The organism is Herbidospora mongoliensis (genome assembly GCF_001570545.1).
GTDB classification, from domain to species: Bacteria; Actinomycetota; Actinomycetes; order Streptosporangiales; family Streptosporangiaceae; genus Herbidospora; species Herbidospora mongoliensis.
The window spans coordinates 692327-712669 of record NZ_BBXD01000008.1; the positions used below are offsets into that span (position 1 = coordinate 692327).

Genomic DNA, 20343 nt, shown 5'->3' on the forward strand with positions numbered 1-20343 from the left:
ATGGCCGACCAGATTCCACCCTTCAACGGGACCATCCGCGCTGTGGGTGACCGCTCGATTGCTGGCCAGAGCATTGGAGCAGCGACAGCCGGGGACCATTCACCGATTATCAAGCTGGAGCCAGACACACTGAAGGCCCCGTCTCAGGTGAAGTTGGCCGGGCCAATGACGAACCTACCCGAAGCGCTCTCGAGGGTCTTTGTCGGAAGGGAAGACGTCCTTGCTGTAATGACGGAGACGCTTACTGGCACCTCCGTTCAGATGGCTATCGGCCAGGTGATCCACGGCATGGGAGGTATCGGCAAGAGCGAGCTGGCACGTCGGTACATCGCTATGCATTCGCGGCGGTATAGGTTGGTTTGGTGGATCACCGCAACCAGCGACGAAGAGATCAAAGCTGATCTTGCGTTGCTCGCTGGACGCCTGCATCCACCGCTGCCGGAGGCTCTGGTGCTGTCGACGGCACTCGGCGTCGAACAGGCGGCTCATTGGGCACTGAGTTGGTTGCAGGCTCATAACGACTGGCTACTCGTGCTCGATAACGTCGAAGACCCCAAGCACGTGAGCGAGCTCCTGGCCCAGCTTCGCAACGGGCACATCGTCATCACCACTCGGCGTCTAGTGGCCTGGCCGGCGGAAATCATCCGATTGCCGCTGGACATTTTGGCCGAGGACGCTGCTATCGAGCTCATTGCTTTAACCAGCGAACGAACCATTGACCCGCGAGAGCGATCAGCCTTGGAGGTGATCGCGGCAGAACTAGGCTATCTGCCGCTGGCCTTGGAACAGGCCGGTGCCTACATCCGCGAGTCACGGATCAGCCCTGAAGAGTACCTATCCCTTCTGGCTCGATATCCCGCGCACATGTATGCCGCGTCTTTTGAAGGTGGCCATGCCGAGCGTACTATCGCTCGGCTCTGGCGCACGCATTTGGACGCCATCCGCGAGCGTAATGCTTATGCGGTGCGTCTGCTTCAGGTGCTAGCTTGCTACGCTCCCAACGATATCCCTCGTAGCATCCTGGGCGCTGACAGTGACAGACTCTTGGTGTTGGACGCGCTACGGCTACTGTATTGCTACAGCCTCATCACTTTAGATGAGGAAACTGTTTCGATCCATCGACTTATTCAGGCTGTGGTATCAGCCGAAGACGAGACCCGATCCGCTCTTGTGAAGGATTCTGCTCCGGAACTCGCTTTGGCTTGGCTGGCCGATGCATGGTTGCTCTCTACAGAGCAAACTCCCTCAGATCGGGTCGCACGGCGGCGGACGCTGAGTCCTCATGTGGAGAGTTTGATCCGTCACTATCCGGTCACTGCTGAGTTTCGAGAGAATGCTGGCATATTTCATGCAGCTGCTTCTCACGAGCGAGGCGAAGGCAATTATTTTCGTGCCCACAGGCTGATTTTATGTGCCTTGTCTATTGTTTCTGCTGCGTTTGGTGACGAGGACCCAAGGACGCTAGAAGAGCGAAATAATTTGGCTTTGCTCTTGGGTCGCATGGGCCTATGGAAGGAGTCCAAGGGCGAACACCAGGTGGTGTTGCAGATCCAAGAAAAAGTATTGGGTAAAATGCATCGATCATCACTTACCAGTCGATCTAACCTTGCAGTAATTTTGGGAGACCTGGGTCAACTAGAGGAGGCTGAAGCTGAAAATCGAACAGTATTGCAGGCCCGAGTTCAAGTGTTGGGTGAGGGGCACCCGGAAACGCACATTAGTCGAAACAATTTAGCGCACATACTGGAGCGCAAGGGGAACCTGGAAGAGGCTGAATCGGAGTACTATCTAGCTTGGCAGGCCATGGTGAGTATACGGGGTGAGGAACATCCGGAAACGTTGATCGGTCGACTTAATAGAGCGAGTGCACTTTGGCGAATGGGGCGGGTCGAGGAAGCCGAAAGTGAATGCCATTCAGTGTTGGAGGTGTCGCGAAGAGTTCTGGGTGATGAACATCGGGTAACGTTGGCAAGCCGTAACAGTAGGGTTGTTCTCCTCTTGGAGATGGGGCGAGCTGAGGAGGCCGAGAAAGAAGGCTATGTATTGTGGGAGGTTTTGCGAAAAGCTCGGGGTGATGAGCATCCAGAAACATTAACAGTCCGGAGCAACAGGGCAAGTGCTCTGTTTGGGATGGGGAGAATGGCAGAAGCCGAGAAAGAGGAGAGATTGGTCCGTGATGCAATGGTGCGGGCGCTGGGCGAGAGTAATCCGCTGACATTGATCAGCCAGGGAAATTTAGAGCGTTATGCGCGCAGCATAAAGCTATTGGAATCAAAGGATCTCCGTAAATTATTCGGTAATATCGAGAATAATTCTCCCTGTCCTTGCGGGTCCAATAAGAAGCAAAAACGCTGTTGCCGCGAGAACTCGTAAGGCGCTGGATTGGTGATGGGCTACCCGTAACGGGTGTCGAGTAGCTGAGTGCGGGATAGGTTCGGGATGATATTCACTTCTCCGCTCTCCTCCTATGATTTCTCCACAGGTCGGAGCCAGTGCGAATATGAAAATCGCAGTGGTCTTGAAAACCGTTAAGCGCCGGTCGCTACCGGGTGGACTCCAGTAGTCCCAGACCACACGACCTTCACACAGGGCCAGGTCCGGATAGCTCCGTCCACTCCGCATCGGTCATTGCCGCTAGTCCCTCAATTGCCGCCGCCTCGTCTACCCATGCCCGGCTCAGAGAGCCTGACTGCCGCACGCATTCGACTGCAAAACGGGAGCGAACCATCCATGCCACCAGACTTCCCGTAACCTGCAACACCCGCTGTACGGTTTCAAGGTCGGGTCGCTGGTCCACATCGCCTACCGGGACACTCCCGTGATCGGAATACGGCACGATCACTGGTCGGTCCCTTCTGATTCCAGTCGACCCCTCGCACTCGGCCGGTCACCGGCTCCCGCCGCATAGCCCGGCACATGAGATGCGGCCAGCTCGACCGATGGGACAGTCACTTCGCGACAACCTTGGTCGTCGCCCCAAACCCTGACGATGTAGTGTCCGCTCACTTCGGCTAGGTGGACGGTCGCCGATGTTGCGCCCGTGGAGTCGAAGGCCACCAGTTCAGGAGCTTCCCAGGTCAGCGGAGCTGTCAGCGATGACGAGCCCGGAAACAAGACTAAACGCACGGTTCTCGTCTGGTAGCAGCACACGCCCGCGCGAGTCAGCAGCTCATGGACCGCCCGCAACGCCATGTACTGCTCGTCCATCGGCCCATCCACTGCGTGTGAGCACCCCTCTACCGGGACGAGCGTCCTGTGGGAGGCAGTTGCATCGCGTAAGTGGTGCACCTGATCAGGCATGATCTGCTCCGGGGTTGACGGGCTCGCGCCTTCCCTCTGAGATTGCCTTTAGGCGTCACACTGGCTCAATGTGATTGCCCGGAACCGGGATTGCCGTTAGTCGTCAAGCATTATGACGTGAGGCGGAAATGACGAAGATCTCAGCGGAGCGGCGACGCGCCATCGAGCGCGAAGCGAGGGAGATCATGCACGACTCCCTCCGTCGTGGCCTGGCGACGGAAGAAACGGTGGATCGCATAGTGCGCGCCGTTCCTGACCTACTGTCCCTCGAAGCGTGGCGATTCGCGAACGGATGGACTCGCGGAGAAGTCAGCGCGCGACTCGATCAGCTCTATCAGTCGGCCGGACTGGCTCCACCCGGTATCGACCAGGCGTCCATCTGCCGGTGGGAGCACGGAGAGCGACGGCCCAGCGATGAGAGGATCGAATACCTCTGCCGCCTCTACCGCACCCGCCCTGACAAGCTCGGCTTCGGAATCGATCACAGTCCGGCCGACGTCGGCCACATCGAACGGGTAGGCATCATCGACGCCTACTCCTACACGAGCCAGGCTTCTGAGGGGGATCTGATCTCGCGGGTGCAGGCTGCCCGGCAGCGGATCAACATGTTCGGTCTGACTCGGAACTTCTACCGCCGGGACGGCATCCTGCCGATCTTCGAGGAGAAGTCGGCACACGTCCCGGTCCAGATCTTCGTGATGGACCCCTACTGCGACTCCCGCCGCGACCGCTACCGGATCGAGCCGTCCGAGGCTGCGATGGAGGACCCCGAGAGGTACATCCGGGAGATTCTCCGGCCTTTGCATCAGTCGATGCTCGTCCACTCGAATCTCAAGGTCTTCACGTACAACTTCCCTTGCTCGTTCGCCATCGAGGAGATCGACGACGTCTGCCGCGTCATGCTCTACGGGCACGGAAAGCGCGGCACCCAAGGACCCGTCATCACGTTCAGCGGGGAGACCTCCGCGTACAACTACTTCGTCGACCAGATCCGTTGGTTGGAGCGGCTCGCTGCCGAGGACGGAACTCTTGAGCCGTGGGCCAGCAAGGACATCGTCGTCCGTCTGCTCGACTTCTGATTCGCTCCGCAGGGGGCTCCGGCTCCGGGAGCATAGAGGTTCATCAGTGCGAGTCCTTGTGATGGTTGAGGTGGGGGCCGGTCTCCCTACCTGCCGCCGCCCAGGGCAAGCCAGCAGACCAGCCGCACGAGGTCAAGGCAAGCTCGACGATCACGACAGACGCCGTGAGCCTTGACCCCGCACGTCCGGCCCGCTCCCCGGAGGGGTGGGCGACGGCAGACGGGAGACCGGCGAACCAAGGTGTGCGGGTCCGACCCGCGGCCTGCCTGTGTCGAACACGTCAGCATGTCGAATTGAGCGGAAGACCAGGCGGCGGCGTGCCGCACCGCCGTACTCGGCCCTTCGCCGCCTGCCGTCCGGGCTGCGGCCTGGGGGCCGGTCCCGGACGACGCGGCGCGGGCCGTCCACCGACCGGCCCGGCCGCCGTTGCCGAACGATCGCGCCGACCTCCGCGACACGCCGCCGCCCGATGGGACGCGAAGCCGCCGGCCCCAACCGCTTCGCGGCCCTTCGGGTGCTTCGCATTGGCGCCGGCCGCTCCGCTCCGGAGTTGTTCATGCCTTCTGGCGTTCGTTCTCCCGCTTGATGCGCCGAGCAGTGGAAATCTGTTGTCGGGCGATCTCCGCCCAGAAGCGTTCTCCCTCACTGAGCCCGCTCCCGGCATACCGCCACTGCGACACCGTCACTGTTTCTCGGCCAACCAGCAGCAGCCCCGAGGCAGCGCGGGCGAACTCGGCTCGGTAGTCGGCGCGGGCCTGGCGGAGCGCGCCAAGGGTGATGGAGAAGTGGCGTGACTTGGTCGAGAAGTGTCCCCGGTAGCCGAGCATGTGTGACCACTGTTTAAGTCGCAGGTGATCGAAGCCCGGCATCATCGAGAGCGCCCAGCAGGTGTAGATCATCCTCCGGGCGTGCTCGCTCACCCTCAGATCTTCGATCTGGATGGGCTCTTTGACCGGCCGGTCTACGGTCCCGGCTGACTCCGCGCCCTTGGTGGCGTACTTGGCGATGTAGGCCGCCACCCGGCTGTCAGACATCCCACCCAGTTCCGCGCCGAGGTAGACCGGTTGCACGTCGAGTTGCTTGCCTCACCTCAGGGCGACACCCGGCCCGTTGTCGCCGCGTACTCCGGTCGAGGCTGTGACGGTCACTTGTTCGGCAGTGCGCCGGATGGCCTCTTCCAGCAGGGGGACGGTCGCCCATGAAGGCGGAGGATCGCCGGGACCTTCGGAGCCGTCGAGACGGATCACAGCATGGAAGTGGACCAGGCCCCGCGCCTGATATTCGGCAACCTTGGCGTAGGACACCCGGAGCTGCCGCCGCAGGTCCGCCCGGGACACCCCGCGTTGTCGAGCCAGCACCGCGAGCAGGTCACGGGTGAAGCGCCGCCACAGCTCACCGGCATGGGCGTTCCACAACACCGCACCCGAGTAGTTGTAGCAGTCGACGCAGATGGGCTGCCCGAGCCGGGAGTCGTCGTCCCCATGACGCACCCTGCATCCTTCCGGCCGACCGTGAGCGCAGAGCGGATCATCCCGTCGAGGACGGCACGGCAAGGTCTTGCCGTTGCGTACGCGTCGGGCGTGGACCGAGCCGAATGACGGTGCGGTGAAGGTGGCGAACATCCGAGGATGAGCGCTGACTTCTTCCGGTACGCCCTTGCCGCCCTGCAACCCGGAGATGATCAGATGGACGGTGTCATCCCGGTACACCTCCGAGCAGGCCGGACACCGGGAGGCGCGCCGGTTGCCGCACGCCGTGAGCAGGTAGCCGGTCGGCTCGTAAGCCGTCCGATAGGAATCGACCACCTCACCGGTTGGCACGTCGACCGTGTAGCGCTCACCGTGCAGTCGGATCGGTTGGGAGCACCCGCCCGTGGCTTTGATCATCTGCCACCAGCGGGAGAAGTCGGGCATCGCTGCACGTCGTACGGCTGCCAGTACGTCGAAGGGCAGAGAGGGCACGTCGTTCATGTGGCATCCCCGCCCGAGGAGGCGTCGCGCTTGACGCCGTTCGTGATGCGGACGCTCAGGACGGTGGCGACCCGTCGCCATTTCTCCTCGGACCAACGTGGAGATCGGGCGGCTTGTCGTCTGCCCCACTCCCGAGCAGACACAGGACCGGGTTCAGAGTTCAGGTGGGCTCCTTTCCTAGTGGACGGAGCCACCGCCGTACCGGGCGGGTCGCGACATGCATCACCGACGCCGAGGCAGCCTGAAGACAGCTCTTGGCGATGGTGAGCGGCAGCGAGAACAGAAATGGAGTGCGGCGAGAGTGGGGATGGCGCTCTCTGGGTGGACACCTACCGCCGGGCCGGGTCTCTCCGGCGGATCATCGGTGATCAGTTCGTGGTGTTGTGCCCGGTCTCGTGTGTGCGCCTGAGTGGTTCGCCGAGATGCTCGCTGTGCCGTGCCGTGGGGAAGACGATGGCTTCTTGCATTGCTTCGTTTGTACCACTCCGGCGAGCGTTGATGCAGGTCACGAGATGTGAGGCGGGGATGTCTCCTGACGTTCCGTGGCGTCCCCCTGCGTCCCCTGGTGCTCCTAGACGTCCCGCTGCCTATGAGAAAAGAAAGGGAGCTGTGGCCGATTGGTAAGGCCGTAGCTCCCTGAAGACGTCCTCGGACGTCCTGCGGATCAGTCCTCTCTCCAGATGGGCTCAAGAAGATCGGGGTTGAACTTCTTTCGCCCGCCGCCGCAGGGGTGAATGATCACCGCGTGGAGGGCCTCGCGGATGTAGGTCCGTTTCACCGTCAGCGGGAGCCCGCCGTCCTCCTCCGCAAGGAACCAGCGTCGCCGGATCTCGCTCACGTCAGCGTTGGAGCGGCTCCGTTGCCGCTGAACGGACGCGGCGAAGCCTTGGGCCTCCGTCCGCAGTCGCGCGATCTGCTTCTCCAGGTCGGCTGCGGTCGGGAAGAAGAGTTCGTTGCTGACGTTGCCCAAGGCCCATTGGGTACGCAGCGTTTCCAGACGGTCTTTCGCGCCGTCGTACTCGGTCTGCTTCGCCCAGGTGGCCTGTTCGGACGACGCGGAGAGCTGCACCTCTTCGAGCTTGGCTAACACCGCTTCGGAAATGTAGAGGTCCACCATGTCGCCGCGACGACCCAGACCACCACAGCCGCCGGCAGTCTTGGTGGGGCACAGGTAGATGTGCTGGACGCAGTCTTTGGTGTGGGTCACGCGGAGCGAGGTGTTGCAGAGCGAGCCGTCCGCTTTCGGTCTGCCGCAGCGGAGTATGCCGGTGAGCAGGTAGTTGGGCTCGCGGAAGTCCTGCGGAAGGATATGGCCGACACGACCGTCCGGATAGACGTAGTGCCCCTTCCTCGCGTCGAAGTGGCTCTTCACGGCCATCCACTGCTCCGGCGTCACGATCGGTTCCCAGGAGCCGACGACAGGGTTGCCGTCCGGTCCGCGAACCAACTCGTCGTTGATCTGCCGCCAGCCGCAGACCCTTGGGTTCGAGGCGCTGAGCTTCAGAGAGCGAGAGGTCCACGGGTTCCCGAGCGATGTGGTGACGCCTTCTCGCTGCCACTGCATCGCGATCGAATGAAGCGACCGGCCGGAGACCAGGTCAAGGATCGCTTGCCGAAGAAGGGGAGCCTCGGCGGGGTCAAGGGTGAGCCGGTCAGGTAGCCATCCGAACGGGCGATTGCCTCCAACAGGCACTCCCTGCTCGGCGCGGGTCCGATGTGAACGGCGCATCCGCCGCTGCATCTTCCGGACTTCCATCTTGGAGATAACCGCGCCGAAGAGGCCCATGCTCTCGGCGTCTTCGTTGTAGAGGTCCTTCGCTCCGCGAGCGTCGGCGAAGACCCGGCCATCTTGGTACGTGATCGCTTCGGCGAAGCGTTCGTAGTCTCCCGGTCGGCGCGCGAGTCGGTCTTCCGCGACGATCACGACTCCCTGCACCGCAGTGCCGTTGGGGAGTTCACCGGCTCGAAGAGCCTTGAGCATGGACTCGAAGTCGCCGCGGACTACGTCTGCCTTGGCCGCCGATTTGTCGTTGTCGGTGTACTCGTGGACGACCGTCCACCCGAGCCGAGCCGCCGTCTCGCGGTTCAGCTTGTGTTGGTCCTGAACACCATGTTCATCCCGCCTGACGTCGGCGGAGATGCGAGCGTAGGAGACAACCGAAACCTGACCCATGTAACCCTCCTCGCATGAACTGTTGCGGAGGGTTAAGTTTTACCACCAGCAGTACCTTCTGAAGAATCCGGGCGGGTACTGCGGGATCGGCGGGACGGGTGTCGCCTGTCCTGTCGGCCTTACTTCCGGCGAGGCGTAGAGCTGAGGCTTTAGCCTGAAACTGCTGGCCCTTGGTCGGCTCCGTGAGTGGAGCTGATCTTGGGCCAGACGTGTTTTTTGGCGACGAGTTTCTCTACAAGGTCAAGGTCAAAGGGTTCGGGAGTCGTCCCTCTGTGTGGACGAAACGGCGAGTAAACCCCTCCCGGAGGGGCGTCGACGACAGACCGCGTCGGAAGTGGACTCGAATTCTGGATTTTCGGATGAAAGTTCGAGGGTTAAATGTCACCTACTGTCGCGACGTGCAGAGCCCTGCTGTTTGGCCCGCCAATATCCCGGCTCTAGTGCCGGTCGGTGGCGGTCCGTATCACGTACTGTCCGTACCACCGAGCAGCGACCGAGCAACCCGGCCGGGCTTTACGAACCCGACGACGCGACCCTCGGCCCCGACGTTAGCGCCGACTTGCCCTGCCCGGACTTCTCGCGCGCCCTGCACAACCCCGTGACCCCACAAGCCTGATTTGTCGGTACGTCCTGAGATCATCCGCGCATGTACCACGACCTGGCCAACTCACTCGATGACGTCACCCTGACCTACATCAGGGGCGTGCCCCCCGCCGACGTCGTCGCCCGTTTCGGCGGGGACATCGCCACCTTCGCCCCCATGTCCGTCGAGAAGGTCGCGCGGACCCGCTCCTGGGGCAATGAGGGCGTCACGCTGGCCGCCGTCGCCTCTCTTGGTGAGTGGACGTTGATCGTCGACAGCAACATGGTCGGTTTCTACGACGGAATAGTCGAGTCGCTGTCGGCGGGCACCCGGGTGGTCGCGCATTATCTGCAGGACATCACCGGGATCTACTACTTCCACTGGGTCGAGGACGGGCGGACCGAGGTTGGGTTCTACGGCGAGGACGGCTTCGTCATCGACGAACAGATGGTCATGCCCGACCAGATGCCGGTGACGTTCGCCCCGATCCTGGCCCGCTCCGACGCCCGATTCCCGGGTATGCCCGAGATCAACGTCGGTCCGGTCTTCATGTGGGCCGAGGACCTCACCGGCATCAACATGACTCCCAGACTCCTCGAAGAGCTGACTTTCGTCGGCGGCCCGATCTCACCCGTCCGTCCCGAATGCCCTTGATCGGCTTCCCTTGGGAGCTGATCTCGGGCCAGACGTGTTTTCTACACGGTTAGAGCGGACCGCCATGCGGCCTTTCGGCCGGTCGTGGACCCTGGCATAGGTGCTAAGGCGGAGCCGGAATCCCGTGCGCCTCTGATAACCGGGCTGGGTCCCGGTGGATGTCGTACCGGGTGCGTAGGCTGTGCGTCCCGTGTTGCTCCGTGCCTTGTTCCAGGAGAATCTCGTGCGCTTGTTAGCCTCCGCTGCCATTGCCGCCCTCATCGCGACTGGTCTGACCGCCGTGCCGGCCCAGGCCGCCGCCCCGAAGGTCGCGTATGGCTGGGCCTGGCCGGATGGAAAAGGAAAGCTCCGTATCGTGCCGCGTGCGGCCAAGCTGTACACAGCGCACTACGGAATCAAGACTTACCGTCTGAAGCCTGTGGCTGGAGTCAAGGAGATTCAGCTCGACTACTCCTCGGCCTCCTTTTATCGGATATCGACCACCTGTGACGCCAGGGAAACCGCCGGCAAATACGCCATAAGCTCCCTGGGGCTTGGCAAGACCAAGTGTGCTGCTGGTGACCTCGGTTTCGTTTTCACTCTCGGCCCGACGCTGGTCCGCATCGCTCATGACGGCACCAAGGCCATCAAGATCCATCAGTTCTGGGCCGGCGTCGCGGGCGAGAGGCCCAAGACCGCCTTTGGCGCCCTGCGGTACCGCGGAGATGGAACTCCGGGACCCAGCATCAGCGGCATCGTGACCTTCACTCCGGAGGGCGGCCGGCCGATGAGACTCCGGTACGACGGAATGGTGGGATTCAACCGACTCAACGCCGATTGCAGCGCCGACTGGCTCTCTGGTGCACCGGGCTCGGCCGACAAGGAGGGCCTGGGCTCCTATTACTGCGACGCCCGTCAGATGACCGCGGTTCTCAAGCGCTTGAAGCAGCCCGTTCTTGTCAAAGTCACCTACTCACCTTTGGCAGGGAACATCGGCGTGCTCTGGGAAGTCAGCCGCGAATCCTGACGGTCTGGTTGAGGCGGCATAAGAACGGCCACCACTACTCAAGTCCGAGGCCGGCTGTCCGACGTCGAGTGGAAGGACGGGGCAGTGCACGCCCTGCACGGCCGACCGCGCAATGCGCGCTGGGACGGTCATGACCGCGGCGACGTCGGGTACGTCTACATGGCCCGGGCGGGCAGTGACTTGGCGCCGATCACGGCGAGGAGCATGCCGATGAGCAGGAGCGCGATGGACTGCGCGAGGGTGACGGCGTTCAGTGTCTCGGTGACCTGGTCAACGCCCGGGTTCAGGTAGGAGAGCCGCGACAGTGTCACGGGCACGGTGAGGATCGCCAGCGCCAGCGGTACGGAAGCGGACCGCCACCGGGGTGCCGCCAGGTGTGCCACGACATATCCCGCGCCTGCCACCAGCAGCGTCAGGCAGAACAGGCCTGAGGGCGGCAGCCACGACCAGATCCAGGCCCACGCGCCGGGCCACTGCGGCGAGCGGTTCGACGTGGCCATGGCCCAGGTCGACAGCATCATGATCAGGAAGAGTGCCGCCCCGGCGACCAGGGGGAGCGCTGCCAGTCGTACCGGATGGCGGTGTGCCTTGGTGTCCCTGTGGTATCCGGCCAGCAGGGCGAGGGTGGGGACGGCGAGGATGAGAACCTGGGTGAGCGCCGATATCTCCGGCGCGCCTGTCCAGGAGACTACGGAGTCGGTGAGGCCGAGGGCCGCGGCGACCTTCGCGACGCGCGGGCGGCCTCGGACCAGCGCGGCGTAGCCGACGATCCAGAGGACGGGCGCCAGGTCCCTGGTCAGGTGCCAGAGCCGCTCGGCTGACGCGGGGTCGCCGATCGGCATTTCGCCGGTTGTGTACGGCAGGGGGAGGACGCCATAGACGCCCAGGGTCTGCGCCAGGTAGACGCAGCTCATCATCGCCTGGAAGGCCAGACCGATCAGGGCGGTCAGCCGGACGGTCCGGCCCCAGGCGAGGTTCCTCGGCGTCGCGCCCGGGCCGCCCAGGCGGATCCGCAGCGCCAGTGCGGCCACGCTGATGATCTCCGGCCAGCGTGGGCGCGCGGCGGGGTCGGCTGCGGCTGAGCCCGCGCCGTCGAGGAACGCCGAGACCATCTCGTCCTCACGTTCGGCGCGGTAGCCCGCCGGCAGTAGCCGCAGCACCTGTCGGTAGCGATTCTCCAGGGCGTTCACGCCGTTCCTCCGGCGTGCCGGGCGCGCAGTCGCTCTGTGGCGTAGCGGGCGTTCTCGGTCAGGCGTACGGCCTCCGACTCCAAGGCGTGGGCGCCCTCGTCGGTGAGCCGGTAGTAGCGCCGCAGTCGGCCCTGGTGGGCCTCCTCGCGGTCGAGCGATACGAGTTCGTCTGTGGCCAGGCGGTCGAGCACGCCGTACAGGGTGCCGATCTTGAGTTGCACGCGACCTTCCGACAGTCGCTCGACCTCCTGGACGATCCCGTAGCCGTGGCGGGACTCGTCTGCCAGTGCGGTGAGGACGAGGAACGCCTGTTCCGTCATGGGCCGTGAGTTCATGTAGGCACTATATCTTGTTAGGAAAGATATAGTGCCTGACGCGAGGGTGCGAGCCCGTTCAGGGACGTCGTCCACACCTCAGTGGCGGACGCTTTCTCTCTTGGACGCGCTCATCCGTGCGCCGGACTGGTCGGGCGGTGAGAGTTCCTGCAGGTAACCGTTCTGCAGCAGCCAGCTCACCGGGACCTCTTCGCTCGACTGCGGGGCCTCGGGAATGTACTTGCTGAGCACGTGGTACTGCGTGCCGCCGCCTGGCTGCTGGAACGCGGGGGAGACCGGACCCACGTCGACGCGGAATGATTTGCTCACCCTGAACACGTGATAGTTGCACGGGTGCGTGGGATCCTGCGGGTTGGTGTTGAGATTGCGCGGCGGCAGTGCGCGCTTGGTGAAAAGGTCTCCCATCGGCGCGAAGAATGCGCCGCCGTAGCCGCCGAAACGGTCGAGCAGCATGCCGATCTGAAGAAATGTCGTCTTGGCCAGCAGCCTGCCGTTGGGGTAATTGCCGGAGAGGGCGAACCCGGCGTTGGGCGGGTAGCGATAGTCGTTCGCGGTGTAATTCCAGTAGCGCGAGAGGAACTGCTGGGGTGTGAGGCCGCTCAGCGGCACGTAGCCGCGCAGGAGCGAGCCGAGATAGCCGGTCCGCGGCAGGCGTACCGGGCCGAGGTCCGGGTCGCCGGTCACGTACGGCGCGCCGCAGATCTGTCCCAGGTTCTGCGGGGGCTGACCATGGGCCGTTTTCTTGGCCGAGGGCGGTGCGGGCCGGAAAACCGCCGAGGTGTTCAGTGAGCTTTCGGCGTGCGCGGCCGTACCGCCCATGGCGCTGACCATCGCGCACATCGCGGTGGCCAGTACGACGCTCCGTCGGTAATGTTGCATGACTTCCCTGTTGACGTTGACGCAGGCGGATGGGAATTGACCGACCACCGGCATTCAATTCGGGCCGGTGGTCGATTTCTACATTCCCGGTGTCGCGGAGATTGCGTTGACGGGCGTCATAAGGGAAGGGCAAAAGATGGGGCGGGAAATCATTTTTCCCACCCTGTGATAAATGCGGAAATTCGTGACAAATTCGGCAAGGGTCGGCCGCGAGGGCGTTGCCGTGAGGCAAGCTTGTGGCGTGAATGTCCACCTGTCTGCGGACGATGTCAGGACCCCCCGGGCGCAGGCCGGCCCCAACCCGCAGCACCTGCTGGCGACCCTGCTCGGTGAGTACCTCGACTCCTCCGACGCCGACCTTCCGTCGGCGGCGGTGGTCGCGATGCTCGGGGAGTTCGGCATCAGTGAGTCCAGCGCGCGGGCCGCGTTGTCGCGGCTGACCAAGCGTGGCCTGATCGCCGTGCGGGGGTCCGGACGGCCGCCCGTCTATCACCTCACGCCTCAGGCGATCGCCAGGCATCGCTCCCGGATGGATCATTTCCTGGGTTTCGGCGCACGGCCGCCGCGGTGGACCGGCGACTGGGTGACCGTCTCCTTCTCGATCCCCCAGTCGGGCCAGGCGCTGCGGCACGCGGTCCGCAAGGCGCTGGGGGCGCTGGGTTTCGTCCGGCTGTACGACAGCGTGTGGATCCGGCCCGGATCCGAGTCCGGCGGGGTGAGCCGGGTGCTGCACGACATCCTGGACGACGTCGGCGACGGCCGATGGTCGGTGATGCACACCCGGTTCGACGAGGAGGCCGGCCCGCACGGTCCGGCCGCCGCCTACGATCTGGCCGGTCTCGCCTCGGCCTACGAGGATTTCATCGCGCAGTACGCGGACCTGCGGACTGCCGTCCGCGACGGGGAGATCGACGCGACCCGGGCGCTGGTGGCCCGGACCTCCGTCATGGATTCCTGGCGGAAGTTCCCGGACGTAGATCCGGACCTCCCCGAGCACCTGCTGCCGACGCCGTGGCCCCGCCAGGCCGCCAGGGACCTCCTGCTGGAGATCCATTCCGCGCTCGGTTCGCTCGCGGAGGCGCGGCTCGTCCAGGTGGCGACACCGCACTGGTCGGACGCCGCGTCCTGGATCACCCATTTCCAGGCGTCGGAGGACTTCGTTTCGGTCCCGGCCCGCAGGGACTGCTGAAAGAAACGTTCATCACTGGACGACTGTCCGCCCGCCCGCGCGCGTCGCGTGGTCGCCGTGACACGTCGGCTTCCCGGCTGCCCGGGGCCCGAAGAGATCCCATCGGCACGTCAGTCGGACAGGTGTGGTGAGCTGCGGCGGAGCCGCCCGCATCGGCCCGTTCTCCCGGCGCCGGATGAGGGGCGGGGGCGTTCCCGGGTTGCCCGCACACCGGTCAAATGACCGAGTGCGGTTGTTTGACACTTTTTATCACCGTCGTGATAGTAACTGCATTGCTCCCGCCGGCTCGTGCGTCTGACCTCGGAGGGTGAGATGAGAAAACGCTCGATCATCAGTGCGGTATTGGCGGCCGCGGTCGTCCCATTATTCGCCGGGATAACGGCGCTCACCACGACGCCGGCCGCTGCGGCGGTCGGCGGCTCGGGCCCTTACCCGGCTGATTACGAGACCTCCAGCAGCCTGGCCAATCACACCATTTACCGGCCGGGAACCCTCCCGTCGACGAAACTCCCCATTTACGTGTGGGGCAACGGAGGCTGTTCCGCCAACGGACTGTCCCAGTACAACTTCCTGCGCGAGATCGCCTCGCACGGATTCCTGGTCATCGCCAACGGCGGCCCGAACGCCTCAGGCTCGACGACGTCCCAGATGCTCACCCAGTCGATCGACTGGGCGTTCTCGGAGAACAGCCGTCAGGGCAGCAACTACTACAACAAGATCGACACCAGCAAGGTCGCCGTCGGCGGCTTCTCCTGCGGAGGGCTGGAGGCCTACGCCGTCTCCAACGACTCGCGTGTCACCACGACCACCATCTTCAGCAGCGGCCTGCTGAACGACGGTGACGACTACCAGCTCAGGCGGCTGACGAAGCCGATCGCCTACTTCATCGGCGGGACCAGCGACATCGCCTACCCGAACGCCATCGACGACTGGGGCAAGCTGCCCTCGGGGCTGCCCGCGTTCATGGGCAATCTGAACGTCGGGCACGGCGGCACCTACGGCCAGACCAACGGCGGTGAGTTCGGCCGCGTGGCGGTGCTGTACCTCAAGTGGCGGCTGAAGGGCGACTCGACGGCGGGCGCCAACTTCGTCGGCACCAACTGCGGGCTGTGCAACACCCAGTGGCAGATCCAGCGGAAGAACCTCACGCTGGACCCCTCCCCGTCTCCGAGCCCGTCTCCCAGCCCGTCGCCCTCGCCGTCCCCGAGTCCGTCGCCCAGCGGTGGGACGGAGGGTTGCTCGGCGACCTACGCGGTGCAGGACCAGTGGCCCGGCGGGTTCGTCTCCGCCCTCAACGTCACCGCGGGCAGCGCCACGATCAGCGGCTGGAGGCTCTCCGTCACCCTGCCCTCCGGAGCCGCGATCACTTCCGGGTGGAACGGCGTCATCTCGGGCAGCACCGGCACGGTGACCATCACCAACCAGAGCTACAACGGTCGTCTGTCGGCCGGACAGAGCACCAACCTCGGGTTCCAGGGCACGGGAACCGGCGCGGGTGCCACCGTCACCTGCACCGCCCTCTGATCCTGCGGGTACTGAGGCCTTAACTACCGGCCCTCGGCCGGCTCCCCATGTGGAGTCGGCTGGGGGCCGTTCCCTATTCCGGGGCGGTGAGTCCGCGGAGGGTGGCGAAGGCGGCGCGGATGCAGTCGGGCAACTGGGTGCTGTCGTCGGCCGCGACCCACAGGGGGTAGGCCGAGCGGAAGATGGCGATGCCCGTTTCGGCGGCGACGGACGCCTCGGGGGCGGCGACGCCACGGGAGCGCAGGGCCGTGGCGAGGGCGTCGGCCAGGCTCGCGAGCTTCACGAGTTCGCGTTCGAGGAGTTCCTCGTTGGCCTCGATGGCGGCCTGGCGGCGGCGGGCGTAGGGGTGGCGCTCCTGGAGGAGGGAGCCCGCCTTCTCCAGGGCGGCGGCCACGGCGTCCAGAGGCGAGGCGTCGGCGGGGGCCTCGGCCACTGCGCCGGTGAGGAGGTCGCGGAGCAGGGCCGACCCGCCGAAGAGGACTTCGCGCTTGTCGGCGAAGTGGCGGAAGAAGGTGCGTTCGGTGAGGCCGGCGCGCTGGGCGATCTCGGCGATGGTCGTCTTGTCGAAGCCGCGTTCGGTGAAGAGGTCGAGGGCCGCGTCTTCGAGTCTGCCGCGCGCGTTCGGCTCCCATCTCGCCATGCGGCGAGTTTAGGCGATGTCAGTGACTGTCGTCTTGATGTCATGGACTGACATCGCATAGCCTGATGTCAGTTCATGACATCGAAAGAGGTAGTGATCATGCGCGTGTTCGTGACAGGGGCGTCCGGCTGGATCGGATCGGCCGTCGTGCCGGAACTGCTGGCCGCGGGCCACGGGGTCGCCGGGCTCGCCCGCTCCGACGCCTCGGCTCAGGCACTCCAGGATGCGGGGGCGGAGGTGGTGCGCGGCACCCTCGACGACCTCGACACGCTCCGGGGCGCGGCGGCTGCGTCCGACGGGGTCGTGCACCTGGCCTTCAAGCACGACGTCGCCTTCTCGGGCGGCTTCGCCGAGGCCTCCGGGGCCGACCGGGCCGCCGCCGAGGCGATGGCCGGCGCGCTGGCAGGCACGGGACGCCCGTTCGTGCTGGCGTCGGGCCTGCTCGGGCTGGCTCCCGGACGGGTCGGGACCGAGCGGGACTTCCCCGAGCCCTCCGGGTCGCCGATGCACGGACGGGTGGCGACCGCCCGCCGGGTCCTGGACCTCGCCGAGACGGGGGTGCGCACCTCCGTGCTGCGGCTGCCGCCGACCGTGCACGGCGCGGGGGACAACGGGTTCATCGCGGCCTACGTCGCCGCGTCGCGTGCGGCAGGGCTCGCGGGCCACGTCGGCGACGCGCGCTGGCCCGCTGTACACCGCGACGACGCGGCCCGCCTCTTCGTGCTGGCTCTTGAGAAGGCCCCCGCCGGATCGGTGCTGCACGCAGTCCAGGACGAGGGTGTGCAGTTCCGGGAGGTCGCGGAGGCCGTCGGGAAGAGCCTGGAGCTTCCGGTCGTGGACCTCGCGCCCGAGGAGGCCGCCGCCCACTACACCTGGCTGGCTCCGCTCATCGCCACCGACAGCGCCGCGTCGTCCGCCTTCACCAGGGCCGAGTTCTCGTGGGAGCCCACCGGGCCCACTCTCTTGGACGACCTGGTCGCAGGGCGCTACTCCGGCTGAGCGTGTCCGGTGGACCAGGCCCAGGCGGCGATGCCGACACGGTTGCGGGCGCCGAGTTTGCGCTGGACGCCCGCGATGTGGTTCTTGACCGTACCGGCGGAGATGAACAGGGCGGTCGCGATCTCGGCGTTGGTGAGGCCCTGGGCGACCAGGCGGGCGATCTGGAGCTCGCGGCCGGTGAGCCTCACGGAATCGGGTCGTGGCTTAGCGGTGAGAGCGCGCAGGAGCCGTACGGTGATCTGCGGGCTGATGAGGGTGTCGCCCGACATGGCGGCGCGGACGGCCTCGGCCAGCATGGCCGGGCTCGAGCGTTTCAGCAGGAAGCCGCAGGCCCCGTCGCGCAGTGCGGTGTGGACGTAGTCGTCGAGGTCGAAGGTGGTGACGACCACGACACGGATGGGGTCGGCCACGTCCGGCCCGGCGAGCAGGCGGGTGACCTCCAGCCCGTCGACACGGGGCATGCGGATGTCGGTGAGCACGACGTCCGGGCGGAGATGGCGGGCCTGTTCCACGGCGGTCGCGCCGCAGGCGGCCTCGGCGATGACGGTCATGTCGGGCTGGGCGTCCAGGATGATCCGGAACGCGCTGCGGATGTTCTCCTGATCGTCGGCGATGAGGATGCGGGTCGGCCCGTCGGTCATGAGGCGGCCAGGGGCATCGTGGCGGCCAGCCGCCAGCCGGGGGGAGGATGCGGTCCGGCGGTCAGGCCGCCGCCGAGCGCCTCGACCCGTTCGGTCAGGCCGGCCAGGCCGAAACCGCCGTGGCGGGCACCGCCGGAGCCGGTTCGGGCGTCGTCCGTCACGGTGACCTCCAGGGCAGGGCCGGCGAGGGTGTGGACGAGCCGGACGGACACGTCCGCCCGGCTCGCCGTCGCGGCGTGGCGGCGGACGTTGGTCAGGGCCTCCACGACGATCCGGTACGCCGTGGCGGCCACTTCCCGGGGCACGACGTCCGGCAGGCCTGCCAGGTCCAGGTGGACGGCCACGGTGCCGGAGGCGGTGAACCGGTCGGCCAGCTCATGCAGCTCCGCCAGCGTCGGGAGCGGGGTGCGGCCGGTGGGGTCGTCGGCGTCGTGCAGCATCCGTACGGTCCGGTCCATCGAGGTCAGCGCCTGGAGCGCGGCCTGTTCGATGCGCTGGAAGGCGGCCGCGGCCTGACGCGGGTCCTGTTCGGCGAGGATCCGGCCGGCTTGGGCCTGGGCGAGCATCCCGCTGACGTCGTGGGCGACGAAGTCGTGCAGGTCGCGGGCGAGCTGGGTGCGCTGGGCCTGGCGGGCGGCGTGGACGGAGCGGGTGCGACGGTCGTCCAGAGACCGGAGATAGAGCCCGATCGTGGCCGCCAGAACCGCCGACAGGCCCCAGACGGCGAGCCCGGCCAGTCCCTCGGCGCTCGGCTGGTCCAGCCCGTACCGCAGCAGTGAGATCGGTGTGGCCAGGCCCGCGAGACCCGCGGCGATCAGTGCGTCGCGGCCGGGTGCGGTGCGCACCACCACGACGATCAGGACGAGCAGGACGGCGGCCTCGCCGACGTCCCAGCCGGGCGCGGCGGGCTCCGCACCGACCAGCAGCAGGGCGGCGGTCGCCGCGATCGACACGAGGCCCGCGCCGCCGGTGACCACGGCGATCCCGCCGATTCGTGTGCGCATACCCCCGAGCCTAGGTATCCGGTCGTTCCGGCGCCCCGTGCCGAACGGCACATTTCCTCCCCGCGATCACCGCTCCACCGGTCCTTTCCGCACCTGGGCCGGCGGTCCGGCCTCCTCGACGGTGGATCCAGGACACGGTTCCCGGATGTGAGGACGTGATGGGCGGATGTCGCTCTGGTGGAGGTACCGGCCGGCCTGGTCGGGATACGCCGCGGCCGCGTGGTCGCTGTCGTACGGGGCGCTCGGGCTGTTCTGGGCGCTGGGCGGAGGCGGATTCCCGTTCGCGCCCGTGGCCGAGGACCGTGCGACGGGTTCGATCCTGGAGGGGAGCCAGGCCGGGATCGTCGCGCCGGGCATGGCCGTCGTCGGGCTGGCCGGCGCGGTGGTGGCGCTGGCGATGGCGCGGGAGTGGGGGCGGGACGCCGCCCGCACGGCCCTGCTGGTCTTCGGGTGGGCCCTGGCCGGCACGCTCGCCCTGGTGATCCCCGACTACACCCTGCTCGCGCTGGTGGCCTTCGCCCCGCTGCTGTTGGTGTTCGCCTTCACGGGGGTGCCCGGACCGCAGGACGGCATCGGGGACATCCTGTACTGGCACCGGGTGAACCTGATCGTCATCTTCGCCGGCGGCCTGCTGTGGGCGCTGGCGACCCTCGCCTACCAGAGGCGGACCGGCCGGGCGCGTGCGCAGGTCCCGCCGGACACGCTGCGCCGATGGGGCCGGTGGGCCGTCTACGTGGCGTGTGCCGCGCCGATCCCGTACGAGATCACCAGGATCGCCTGGTATCTCGGGATCCCGCTCGGGATTCCTGAAGACTTCGCGCGGATGATGCAGCAGACGCCCGGCATGCTGGAGGTGGGCCTCGGCGGCGCCGTCGCGTCGATCTGCGGCGGCGTCCTGACCCACGGTCTGGTCAGCCGGTGGGGCGAGGTCTACCCGCGCTGGGTCTGGTTCCGGGCGGGCCGGCGAGTCCCGCCGGCACTGGTTGTCATTCCCGCGTCGCTCGTGGCGGTCGTCCTGATACCCGCCGGGCTGATGAACGTCCGGATGGGCGTCGATGCCGCCACGTGGGGCCTCAACGGGCCGGGCATGCTGTGGGTCGTGTGGGGCGTGGCCCTCGGGGTCGCCGCCTGGGCCTATGGGCTGCGCGCGTCACGTGTTCAGTAGGTGCACTGCACC

At 66.0% G+C, this 20343-nt stretch carries 16 protein-coding genes and 2 pseudogenes; 9 read left to right on the forward strand and 9 right to left on the reverse strand.

The genetic code is table 11. The annotated features are described in order from the left end of the window. On the forward strand, nucleotides 1–2373 hold the full coding sequence (locus tag AW272_RS40290) for a tetratricopeptide repeat protein (protein ID WP_169807480.1): 2373 nt from the start codon (nucleotides 1–3) through the stop codon (nucleotides 2371–2373). Between the two features lie 465 nt (nucleotides 2374–2838). Here the strand turns inward: AW272_RS40290 and AW272_RS41720 are convergent, their stop codons facing one another. After that, nucleotides 2839–3207: a hypothetical protein gene (locus AW272_RS41720; protein WP_157518238.1), complete on the reverse strand. Its 369-nt coding sequence runs from the start codon at nucleotides 3205–3207 to the stop codon at nucleotides 2839–2841. 221 nt (nucleotides 3208–3428) lie between these two features. Between AW272_RS41720 and AW272_RS03465 the strand changes: the two genes are divergently transcribed. Next, entirely contained in the window at nucleotides 3429–4379 is a 951-nt protein-coding gene (locus AW272_RS03465) for a helix-turn-helix domain-containing protein (RefSeq protein WP_066360967.1), read from the forward strand. 554 nt (nucleotides 4380–4933) lie between these two features. On the opposite strand, the pseudogene AW272_RS45920 reads toward AW272_RS03465, so the two are convergent. Both AW272_RS45920 and AW272_RS03475 read right to left on the reverse strand, forming a co-directional pair. After that, nucleotides 4934–6430, reverse strand: a pseudogene (locus AW272_RS45920) (replication initiator). A 583-nt stretch (nucleotides 6431–7013) separates the two neighbouring features. Then, on the reverse strand, nucleotides 7014–8522 hold the full coding sequence (locus AW272_RS03475) for a recombinase family protein (RefSeq protein WP_066360968.1): 1509 nt from the start codon (nucleotides 8520–8522) through the stop codon (nucleotides 7014–7016). A gap of 40 nt (nucleotides 8523–8562) precedes the next feature. On the opposite strand from AW272_RS03475, the pseudogene AW272_RS44805 reads away from it, so the two are divergent. The 3 genes and pseudogenes from AW272_RS44805 to AW272_RS03485 form a co-directional block, all read left to right on the forward strand. After that, nucleotides 8563–8661, forward strand: a pseudogene (locus AW272_RS44805) (peptide-methionine (S)-S-oxide reductase MsrA); the annotation flags it as partial. Nucleotides 8662–9168: 507 nt separating this feature from the next. Continuing rightward, nucleotides 9169–9759 (forward strand): DUF6461 domain-containing protein, encoded by a 591-nt coding sequence (locus tag AW272_RS03480; RefSeq protein ID WP_066360969.1) that lies wholly within the window; start codon nucleotides 9169–9171, stop codon nucleotides 9757–9759. Nucleotides 9760–9982: 223 nt separating this feature from the next. Next, nucleotides 9983–10765 (forward strand): hypothetical protein, encoded by a 783-nt coding sequence (locus AW272_RS03485; protein ID WP_157518240.1) that lies wholly within the window; start codon nucleotides 9983–9985, stop codon nucleotides 10763–10765. 155 nt (nucleotides 10766–10920) lie between these two features. On the opposite strand, the gene AW272_RS03490 is transcribed toward AW272_RS03485, so the two are convergent. From AW272_RS03490 to AW272_RS03500, 3 genes are all read right to left on the reverse strand, one after another. Further along, nucleotides 10921–11955, reverse strand: coding sequence for a hypothetical protein (locus tag AW272_RS03490; protein ID WP_157518242.1), 1035 nt, complete (start codon nucleotides 11953–11955; stop codon nucleotides 10921–10923). Then, nucleotides 11952–12290, reverse strand: a complete 339-nt coding sequence (locus AW272_RS03495; RefSeq protein ID WP_245657175.1) for a PadR family transcriptional regulator — start codon at nucleotides 12288–12290, stop codon at nucleotides 11952–11954. Before AW272_RS03495 ends, AW272_RS03490 begins: the two co-directional genes overlap by 4 nt. A gap of 78 nt (nucleotides 12291–12368) precedes the next feature. Next, complete coding sequence (locus tag AW272_RS03500) at nucleotides 12369–13217, reverse strand: TNT domain-containing protein (RefSeq protein WP_218010770.1); 849 nt, start codon at nucleotides 13215–13217, stop codon at nucleotides 12369–12371. A 193-nt stretch (nucleotides 13218–13410) separates the two neighbouring features. Between AW272_RS03500 and AW272_RS03505 the strand changes: the two genes are divergently transcribed. Further along, a complete protein-coding gene (locus AW272_RS03505) occupies nucleotides 13411–14358 on the forward strand; it encodes a PaaX family transcriptional regulator (RefSeq protein ID WP_066360973.1) in 948 nt (315 codons plus the stop codon). Nucleotides 14359–14670: 312 nt separating this feature from the next. Continuing rightward, complete coding sequence (locus AW272_RS03510; RefSeq protein WP_066361223.1) at nucleotides 14671–15882, forward strand: cellulose binding domain-containing protein; 1212 nt, start codon at nucleotides 14671–14673, stop codon at nucleotides 15880–15882. Nucleotides 15883–15955: 73 nt separating this feature from the next. On the opposite strand, the gene AW272_RS03515 is transcribed toward AW272_RS03510, so the two are convergent. Then, entirely contained in the window at nucleotides 15956–16522 is a 567-nt protein-coding gene (locus AW272_RS03515) for a TetR family transcriptional regulator (RefSeq protein ID WP_066360974.1), read from the reverse strand. A gap of 99 nt (nucleotides 16523–16621) precedes the next feature. Between AW272_RS03515 and AW272_RS03520 the strand changes: the two genes are divergently transcribed. Continuing rightward, on the forward strand, nucleotides 16622–17521 hold the full coding sequence (locus tag AW272_RS03520; RefSeq protein ID WP_066361224.1) for an SDR family oxidoreductase: 900 nt from the start codon (nucleotides 16622–16624) through the stop codon (nucleotides 17519–17521). Here AW272_RS03520 and AW272_RS03525 read toward each other — a convergent pair. Beyond that, on the reverse strand, nucleotides 17509–18162 hold the full coding sequence (locus AW272_RS03525) for a response regulator (RefSeq protein ID WP_066360975.1): 654 nt from the start codon (nucleotides 18160–18162) through the stop codon (nucleotides 17509–17511). The two genes, AW272_RS03520 and AW272_RS03525, sit on opposite strands and share 13 nt — an antisense overlap. Continuing rightward, on the reverse strand, nucleotides 18159–19166 hold the full coding sequence (locus AW272_RS03530; protein WP_066360976.1) for a sensor histidine kinase: 1008 nt from the start codon (nucleotides 19164–19166) through the stop codon (nucleotides 18159–18161). The genes AW272_RS03525 and AW272_RS03530 overlap by 4 nt, the downstream gene beginning before the upstream one ends. Nucleotides 19167–19332: 166 nt before the next feature. Here AW272_RS03530 and AW272_RS03535 point away from each other — a divergent pair, with 166 nt between their 5' ends. Then, on the forward strand, nucleotides 19333–20331 hold the full coding sequence (locus AW272_RS03535; protein WP_066360977.1) for a hypothetical protein: 999 nt from the start codon (nucleotides 19333–19335) through the stop codon (nucleotides 20329–20331). The last annotated feature ends 12 nt before the right edge of the window (nucleotides 20332–20343 follow it).

Excerpts from the sequence above, each read along its gene's own strand:
- AW272_RS40290 (WP_169807480.1), top strand. The coding sequence starts at position 1 with ATGGCCGACCAGATTCCACCCTTCAACGGGACCATCCGCGCTGTGGGT.
- AW272_RS41720 (WP_157518238.1), bottom strand. The coding sequence starts at position 3,207 with ATGGACGAGCAGTACATGGCGTTGCGGGCGGTCCATGAGCTGCTGACT.
- AW272_RS03465 (WP_066360967.1), top strand. The coding sequence starts at position 3,429 with ATGACGAAGATCTCAGCGGAGCGGCGACGCGCCATCGAGCGCGAAGCG.
- AW272_RS03475 (WP_066360968.1), bottom strand. The coding sequence starts at position 8,522 with ATGGGTCAGGTTTCGGTTGTCTCCTACGCTCGCATCTCCGCCGACGTC.
- AW272_RS03480 (WP_066360969.1), top strand. The coding sequence starts at position 9,169 with ATGTACCACGACCTGGCCAACTCACTCGATGACGTCACCCTGACCTAC.
- AW272_RS03495 (WP_245657175.1), bottom strand. The coding sequence starts at position 12,290 with ATGAACTCACGGCCCATGACGGAACAGGCGTTCCTCGTCCTCACCGCA.
- AW272_RS03510 (WP_066361223.1), top strand. The coding sequence starts at position 14,671 with ATGAGAAAACGCTCGATCATCAGTGCGGTATTGGCGGCCGCGGTCGTC.
- AW272_RS03515 (WP_066360974.1), bottom strand. The coding sequence starts at position 16,522 with ATGGCGAGATGGGAGCCGAACGCGCGCGGCAGACTCGAAGACGCGGCC.
- AW272_RS03520 (WP_066361224.1), top strand. The coding sequence starts at position 16,622 with ATGCGCGTGTTCGTGACAGGGGCGTCCGGCTGGATCGGATCGGCCGTC.
- AW272_RS03525 (WP_066360975.1), bottom strand. The coding sequence starts at position 18,162 with ATGACCGACGGGCCGACCCGCATCCTCATCGCCGACGATCAGGAGAAC.
- AW272_RS03530 (WP_066360976.1), bottom strand. The coding sequence starts at position 19,166 with ATGCGCACACGAATCGGCGGGATCGCCGTGGTCACCGGCGGCGCGGGC.
- AW272_RS03535 (WP_066360977.1), top strand. The coding sequence starts at position 19,333 with ATGTCGCTCTGGTGGAGGTACCGGCCGGCCTGGTCGGGATACGCCGCG.